Source organism: Verminephrobacter aporrectodeae subsp. tuberculatae At4, from assembly GCF_000193225.1.
Taxonomy (GTDB): Bacteria; Pseudomonadota; Gammaproteobacteria; order Burkholderiales; family Burkholderiaceae_C; genus Acidovorax; species Acidovorax aporrectodeae.
On record NZ_AFAL01000953.1, the window covers coordinates 1 to 6,872 of the forward strand.

At 67.4% G+C, this 6,872-nt stretch carries 10 protein-coding genes; 9 read left to right on the forward strand and 1 reads right to left on the reverse strand.

The genetic code is table 11. The annotated features are described in order from the left end of the window. The 9 genes from VTU_RS29985 to VTU_RS0122695 all read left to right on the forward strand — a co-directional run. Window positions 1-409, forward strand: a 409-nt coding sequence (locus VTU_RS29985; protein WP_010109620.1) for an NAD(P)/FAD-dependent oxidoreductase, incomplete at its 5' end; no start/stop codon positions are given. Window positions 410-450: 41 nt separating this feature from the next. Then, complete coding sequence (locus VTU_RS35250; RefSeq protein ID WP_236610845.1) at window positions 451-903, forward strand: hypothetical protein; 453 nt, start codon at window positions 451-453, stop codon at window positions 901-903. Continuing rightward, window positions 900-1,310: a hypothetical protein gene (locus tag VTU_RS0122670; RefSeq protein ID WP_010109625.1), complete on the forward strand. Its 411-nt coding sequence runs from the start codon at window positions 900-902 to the stop codon at window positions 1,308-1,310. Before VTU_RS35250 ends, VTU_RS0122670 begins: the two co-directional genes overlap by 4 nt. A 129-nt stretch (window positions 1,311-1,439) precedes the next feature. Then, the gene (locus VTU_RS0122675; protein WP_010109631.1) at window positions 1,440-2,252 is read left to right on the forward strand and encodes a DeoR/GlpR family DNA-binding transcription regulator; all 813 of its coding nucleotides are present in this window, start codon (window positions 1,440-1,442) and stop codon (window positions 2,250-2,252) included. 31 nt (window positions 2,253-2,283) lie between these two features. After that, the gene (locus VTU_RS35255; RefSeq protein WP_236610846.1) at window positions 2,284-2,586 is read left to right on the forward strand and encodes a type 1 periplasmic-binding domain-containing protein; all 303 of its coding nucleotides are present in this window, start codon (window positions 2,284-2,286) and stop codon (window positions 2,584-2,586) included. Beyond that, window positions 2,544-3,185 carry a substrate-binding domain-containing protein gene (locus VTU_RS29990; protein ID WP_236610848.1) on the forward strand — a complete coding sequence of 214 codons (642 nt, stop codon included), beginning with the start codon at window positions 2,544-2,546 and terminating at the stop codon, window positions 3,183-3,185. The genes VTU_RS35255 and VTU_RS29990 overlap by 43 nt, the downstream gene beginning before the upstream one ends. A 27-nt stretch (window positions 3,186-3,212) precedes the next feature. Beyond that, window positions 3,213-4,730, forward strand: coding sequence for a sugar ABC transporter ATP-binding protein (locus VTU_RS0122685; protein ID WP_236610847.1), 1,518 nt, complete (start codon window positions 3,213-3,215; stop codon window positions 4,728-4,730). Beyond that, the gene (locus VTU_RS0122690) at window positions 4,727-5,668 is read left to right on the forward strand and encodes an ABC transporter permease (protein ID WP_010109633.1); all 942 of its coding nucleotides are present in this window, start codon (window positions 4,727-4,729) and stop codon (window positions 5,666-5,668) included. The genes VTU_RS0122685 and VTU_RS0122690 overlap by 4 nt, the downstream gene beginning before the upstream one ends. A 26-nt stretch (window positions 5,669-5,694) precedes the next feature. Beyond that, on the forward strand, window positions 5,695-6,630 hold the full coding sequence (locus VTU_RS0122695) for a tagatose kinase (RefSeq protein WP_010109634.1): 936 nt from the start codon (window positions 5,695-5,697) through the stop codon (window positions 6,628-6,630). Between the two features lie 31 nt (window positions 6,631-6,661). On the opposite strand, the gene VTU_RS29995 is transcribed toward VTU_RS0122695, so the two are convergent. Further along, window positions 6,662-6,872 (reverse strand): RsmE family RNA methyltransferase (locus tag VTU_RS29995; RefSeq protein WP_010109635.1); only part of this gene is annotated, 211 nt, incomplete at its 5' end.

Sequence of the window (6,872 nt, forward strand, 5' to 3'; positions counted from 1 at the left end):
GGACGCGCAGGGCCGGCTGCTGCTGGGCGGGCGCGGCCACTTCAGCGACCCCTCGGGAGCGCAAGACTTTGCGCACCTGGAGCGCGCGCTGGCGCGGATGTTCCCGCAGCTCGGTGCCGTGCCATGCGCGTACCGCTGGGCCGGCCGGGTTGCCATCACGCGCGACTGCATGCCCCACCTGCACCAGCCCGCGCCGGGCATCACGGCGGCGCTGGGCTACAACGGCCGGGGCATCGCCACCGCGACCAGCCTGGGCCAGCACGCGGCAGCACTGCTCGCCGGCGGCCGCACCCGGGACTGTCCCTACCCGGTGACCCCCGTGCAGCCCATGGCGCTGCACGGGTTGCAGCGTTGGTACATTGCCGCGGGCGTGGCTTGGTACGGCCTGCTGGATCGGTTGGGACGCTGATTGCGCGGCTCGTAGCCGTGCGGCTGCGTTGCTTCGACCCGATGGATCAACCCACCCTCGCCGGGGGGGCTGAAACCGCCCCTTCAGACTCATACCTCGTTGGAAATGCGGGATTCCTTCAGATTCGCACCCCATTGGACAAGGCTGCAAGTTTGACCGCTGGTGGAAAACTGGATATCTTATTGATATCCATCAAGGAGCTCCGCATGCCTGCCCGTTCCACTGCGAACCAGATCGCCTTTCGCTATCGCCCGGTTGACAGCGACTTTGGCGTGACGCGCCAAACCGCCATGCGCCTGGCCGAACATCTCGGCGTCGATGAAACACAGGCGATCCACCGTGCACTGCATGAGCTGGCCATGCGGGTGCTGCCACAGTACGAAGCCGATGATGGCCCGTTGACGGCCACGCAGGTCCGCCAGATCAAAAAGCAGGTTCCGCAGGGCCGCAAAAGGTCGGTGCGTTCGAGCCTGTTCGACGCGCAGACGCCGTGATCCACCCATGGTGGGGCGAACCCACTGCAGGCGAGATCGTCTGGTGTCATTTTCCCGACGCCATCCATCCTCGCCCGAAACCCCGCCCCGCGCTGATCCTGGCCGTGTTCGACGACGACGCGCCGCAGTTCACGGTGCGCGTGGCCTCCGGCACCAGCCAACGCACCACGGCGCTGCACCGGGGAGAGTTCTCGATTCTGCGCGCGCGCAACCCGGCAGCCTACAGTGCAGCGGGACTGAGCTACGACACCCAGTTCGACCTCAGGCAGTCCCTCGACCTGCCCTACGGCACCGAGTGGTTCTCGGTGCCGCCTGCTGCACCCCACGGCCAGACACCCAAGTTGGGCGTGCTGCATCCATCGCTCGTGCGCGCCGTCCAGGCTGCATTCCGGGCGGCTGCCGAGTGAGCGGATTCACGCCAGGCACAGGGGGCGGATCGCTGGTTAATCCCTATGCCCTCTTTCTTGACGCAATGGCTTTTCGCCCGGACACTTTCGTGCAGAAAGAAATATCTTTCCATACGAAAGATCGGAGACATGCAAGACCATGGCAGCAGCTCGCTCCGGCGCAGGCTTCAAATCGTTGAGCTCGCGCGCAAGTCGGACGCGGTGAAGGTCGAGGCGCTGAGCACGCTGCTGGGCGTGTCGCGCGTCACCATCCGCGGCGACCTGAATTACCTGGAGCAGCAGGGCTATGTGCTGCGCATGATGGGGCGCGCACGCTACAACCCGGCGCTGCTCCATGCCGTGCCAGCGCCACAGGAGACCCCGACAAGGCTCTGCGGCCCGGGGCCGAGCCGGGTCGCAGGCGCTGCACTGCGCTGGATTGCCGACGGGATGGCGCTGTTTCTCGGCGGCGGGGCCCTGGTGCACAGGCTGCTCCCGCAACTCGTAGTCCGCCAAGGCCTGACGCTGACGCTGCACGACCTGGCGATGGTCGCAACCGCCCGGCAGTTTCTGGCTTGCGGGGTCCATGTCACGGGCGGCGTACTGAGCGACGAGGAGCCGGGCCTGATCGGCCCCGCAGCCGAACAGGGCCTGCGCTCGCACCCGCTGGATCTGTGTGTGCTCGAAGTCAGCGGCATCGACTCCCGCGGTCGCGTCCTGTCCCGATTTGCCGGTGCGGCCCGGCTCTACGCCGCAGCGGTCAGTCACTGCGCCAAGGCGATCAGCTTGTCGCACGGGTCCGACGTCGGCGCGGCATCCGGGCACCCGGTGTGCAGCCTGGACGCGCTGGATGCGTTCGTCGTCCCGCACGATGCGCCACCGGGCGTCCTGGAACTACTCGCCAGACACCGGTTGCAGTCGGGCCGCAAGGCAGACGGTTTTCTGGAATTTCGCAAAGCCTGAGATCCTTCCAACCCTCCCATGGAGACCGCGCATGAACGCAAGAGCCTTTCTCAAATTCGTGGCCGCTGCCAGCCTGTGCCTTGCAGGCCTTGGTGCGCAGGCCCAGCCGTACACCGTGGGCGCGTCGCTGCTCACGCAGCAGCACCCTTTCTACGTCGAGCTGGCGCAGGCCATGCGGCAGCAGGCGGCCAAGGAGGGCGTCCGACTTGACCTGAGCATTGCCAACCAGGACCTGAACAAGCAGTTGTCGGACGTGGAGGACTTCGTGAGCAAAAAGTCCACGCGATCATCCTGTCGCCGGTCGATTCCAAGGGGGTCAAGGCGGCGGTGCTGAAGGCGAACGCCGCCGGCATCCCGGTCATCACCGTGGACATTGCCGCCAGTGGCGTGGCGGTGGCCGCGCACGTGGCGACCGACAACTACGCCGGGGGCGTGAAGGCGGGCGAGTTGATGGCGCAGGCCACCGGGGGCCGGGGCCGGATTGGCGTTCTGCACTACCCTGCGGTGCAGTCCGTGGTCGATCGCGTCGAGGGGTTCAAGAAGGCCATCTCGGCCCACCCGGGGATGAAGATCGTGTCCGTCCTGCCGGGCATCACGCGCGCCGAAGCCTTGGCAGCAGCGCAAAACATGCTGCAGGCCCATCCGGACCTGGCGGGCATCTTCGGCTTTGGCGACGACGCCGCGCTCGCTGCGCTGGCCAGCGTCAAGGCCGCGAACAAGCTGCAACAGGTCAAGGTCGTCGGCTTTGACGGGATGGCCGAGGCGCGCGCTGCGGTGGACAAGGAGCCGGCGTTCGTGGGCGTGATCCGCCAGTACCCGGACCAGATGGGCGTGCGGGCGATCGAGTTGGCCGTCGCCGTGCTGTCGGGCAAGCCGGTCGAGAAACTCAACCCGGTGCTGCCCGGCGTCTACACGGCGGCAGCGCGCCCATAAACCCCGGACTCTGAGCAGGACCGGATGATGAACTGCGCAGCCCCGGGTCGGGTGGTGCTCGAGGTGCGCGCCATGGCCAAGTCCTTTGGGGCGGTAGAGGCCCTGAAGGACATCTCGTTGACGCTGCGCGCCGGATCGGTGCACACGCTGCTGGGCGAGAACGGTGCCGGCAAATCGACCCTGATGAAAATCCTCGCCGGGGTCCACCAACCCAGCCGCGGGCAGATGTTCCTCGACGGGCAGGAGCTTCGCCTGGCCGGGCCGCGGGACGCCCGGCGCTGCGGCATCGCCATCATCCACCAGGAACTGAGCCTGGCCGGGAATCTGAGCGTCGCCGACAACCTGTTTGCGCACCACCCGCCGGGTCGGGCGGGATGGATCGACGACCGGGAGATGCTGCGCGCGGGCCGGAAATTGCTGGCCGAATGGGGAATTGCCATCGACGCCTCGGCCCAGGTCGCGCAGCTGACGCTCGCCGAGCGCCAACTGGTCGAGATTGCCAAGGCGCTGAACCAGCCCGCGCGGGTCGTGATCATGGACGAGCCGACCTCGTCGCTGGGTGCCAGCGAGGTCGAACTGCTGTTCCGGATCATCGAAGGGCTGAAGTCGCAGGGCAAGGCCATCGTCTACATCTCGCACCGCATCGACGAGGTGATGCGCATCTCCGACGAGATCTCGGTGCTGCGCGACGGGCAATACCTTGGCACCAAGGCGCGTGGCGAGGCCAGCGCGCAGGACTTGATCGCGCTGATGGTCGGCCGGCCGATGCGCGACCTCTACCCGCCCCGGCCGCCCGCGGTGCACAGGACGCGCCCGGCCCTGTTGCGCGTCGAAGGCCTGAGCGTGGCGCGCAGGTTTCAGGGCCTGGACTTCGCGGTCCACGCGGGGGAGATCGTCGGCTTTTTCGGTCTGGTCGGGGCGGGTCGCTCGGACGTGATGGCGGCGCTGTTCGGAATACACCGCGCCAGCGGCCGCATCACGCTCGACGGCCAAGCGGTGCAGATCCGCTGCCCTGCTGACGCGATCGCGCACGGCATGGCTTTCGTCACCGAAAACCGCAAGGAGCAAGGGCTGGTGCTGGACCAATCGGTGCTGCACAACATCACGATGGTGCACGTGCACTGCGCCCGCAAAGCGGCCTGGTGGACCGACGAAAGCCAGGAGCTGCGCCTCGCGCAGCGCCATGTGCAAGCGCTGGGAATCCGGCTCGCGAGCCTGCACCAACCGGTGCGCGAACTCTCGGGCGGCAACCAGCAGAAAGTGGTGTTCGCCAAGTGGCTGGCGCTGCGGCCCAGGGTGCTGATTCTCGACGAGCCGACCCGCGGCATCGACGTGGGCGCCAAGTTCGAGATCTACCGCACCATCCGGGAACTCGCTGCCGCGGGCACGGCCGTGCTGCTGGTCTCGTCCGAACTGCCCGAAGTGCTGGCGCTGAGCGAGCGCTTGCTGGTCATGCGCGCCAAGCGCCTGGTGAAGACCTTCGGGCACCCGAATCCGTCTGCTGAAACGGTGATGGCCTACGCCACGGGAGCCGCAGCAGCATGACCGGCTGGGCCCGTACCGCCCGGCGCTACGGCGGCATCCTGCTCGCACTGATGGCCCTGGGCGGGCTGTTCTCGGTGCTCTCGCCGGCCTTTCTGACGGTGGAAAATCTGCGCAACGTCGTGCTGCAGGTGTCGATCATCGCGATCGTCGCGTTCGGCATGACCTACGTGCTGCTGCTCGGGGAGATCGACCTGTCCGTGGGCGCGCTCATCGCGCTCAGCGGCAGCGTTGCGGGCCTGTTGCTCGCCCAAGGCGTTGCGGCCCCGTGGGCCGTCGCCGCCGCGCTGGCCTGCGGGCTGGCGCTGGGCGCGCTCAACGGCGCCCTCTCGGCGCAGCTGAGCATCCCCTCGTTCATCGTCACGGTGGCGAGCATGGGCATTTTTCGCGGGCTGGCCTACATCAGCTCGGACGGCATGCCGGTCACGGTGGACGACGAGGCCTTCCTGCGCATCGGCAACGGCCACCTGCTTGGCCTGCCGGTGCCAATCTGGATCCTGGGCGCGCTGCTGGTGCTGAACCACTTGGTGCTGTCCCGGAGCGTCTTTGGCCGCAAGGTCTACCTGGCCGGCGGGAATGCGGAGGCGGCGGCCTATGCGGGCATTCGCGTCCAGCGGCTGAAGGTCGCGATCTTCATGCTCTCGGGGCTGATGGCGTCGGTGGGCGGCATGCTGCTGACCGCGCGCCTGTACTCGGCGCAGCCGACCGCCGCGCTCGGCTGGGAGCTCGACGCGATCGCCGCCGCCGTTCTGGGTGGCACCAGCCTGTCCGGGGGCTATGGGAGCATGCCGGGAACGCTGATCGGCGCGCTGATCATCGGCGTCATCAACAACGGCATGAACCTGATGAGCGTGCCGTACTTCTATCAGCTCATCGTCAAGGGCGCCGTCATCCTGATCGCGGTCTGCATCGACGTGCAAAACAAAAAGCGCCGCAGCTGAGCCGCAGCACCAACCAAGGAAGCGAGATGGAAAAAATCATGACCATGGGCGAGATCCTGGTGGAGATCATGGCCACCGAACGCGGTCAGAGCCTGCGCGCGCCCGGGCGCCTGCTCGGGCCATACGCCAGCGGTGCGCCGGCGATCTTCATCGACCAGGTGGCGCGCCTGGGCCATCCGGCCGCGATCATCGCGTGCGTGGGAGACGACGACTTTGGCTGGCTCAACATCGAGCGGCTTCAGCGCGACGGCGTGGACACGGGATCGATCAGCGTACTGCCGGACGCCGTCACCGGAAGCGCCTTCGTGACCTACCGCAGAAACGGCGAGCGCGACTTCATCTTCAACATCACCAACAGCGCTTGCGCGCAGCTACAGCCTGCGCACGTCAACGCGGCGGCGCTGCGGGACTGCGCGCACTTTCACGTGATGGGCTCGTCGCTGTTCTCGTTTCGCCTCATCGACGCGATGAAGAAGGCGATCGACATCGTCAAGGGACAGGGCGGAACGGTCTCGTTCGACCCCAACATCCGCAAGGAGATGCTGCGCATTGCCGAGATGCGCGAGGCGCTGACCTACATCCTGGAGTTCACCGACATCCTCTTGCCCAGCGAGCACGAGCTCAGTCTGCTCGCCAACGCACCGGATGAGGCCGGTGCCGTGCGCGAGCTCTTTGGCAAAGGGGTCAAGGAGATCGTCGTGAAACACGGCGCGCAAGGCTGTTGCTACTTCGCCCCGGGCGTCCGCTTCGCGCTGGATGCGATTCCCGTCGAAGAACTCGACCCCACCGGGGCCGGCGACTGCTTCGGCGCCACCTTCGTGACCTGCAGGCGCCTGGGCAAAACGCCCGATGAGTCCTTGCGCTACGCAAATGCCAGCGGCGCCCTCGCCGTCGGAGCCAAGGGCCCGATGGAGGGAACCTCCGGTTTCAAGCAGCTTGATGCGTTGCTGGCACTTTCCTGATTGCCCGCCCACGCACGGTGGATAGCCGGTTTCACGGCAGGGTGAGCGCGGCCAGGGCCGCCAGGGGCGCGGTTTCGGCGCGCAGAACGCGCGGGCCCAGCGTGGTGGCGACGAAGCCATGTTGCAGCGCCAGCGCTTCCTCGGCGCGGCTCAACCCGCCCTCGGGGCCGCTGAGCAGCAGCACCGAGCGCCGGGCGCCGTCAGCCGCGTCCGTCGCGCCCGCCGACAGCGGCCGCACGCAG

Bases quoted from the DNA above. Each gene is read 5' to 3' on its own strand.
- VTU_RS0122695 (WP_010109634.1), top strand. From the start codon at position 5,695: ATGGAAAAAATCATGACCATGGGCGAGATCCTGGTGGAGATCATGGCC.
- VTU_RS0122685 (WP_236610847.1), top strand. From the start codon at position 3,213: ATGAACTGCGCAGCCCCGGGTCGGGTGGTGCTCGAGGTGCGCGCCATG.
- VTU_RS35255 (WP_236610846.1), top strand. From the start codon at position 2,284: ATGAACGCAAGAGCCTTTCTCAAATTCGTGGCCGCTGCCAGCCTGTGC.
- VTU_RS0122690 (WP_010109633.1), top strand. From the start codon at position 4,727: ATGACCGGCTGGGCCCGTACCGCCCGGCGCTACGGCGGCATCCTGCTC.
- VTU_RS35250 (WP_236610845.1), top strand. From the start codon at position 451: ATGGATCAACCCACCCTCGCCGGGGGGGCTGAAACCGCCCCTTCAGAC.
- VTU_RS0122675 (WP_010109631.1), top strand. From the start codon at position 1,440: ATGCAAGACCATGGCAGCAGCTCGCTCCGGCGCAGGCTTCAAATCGTT.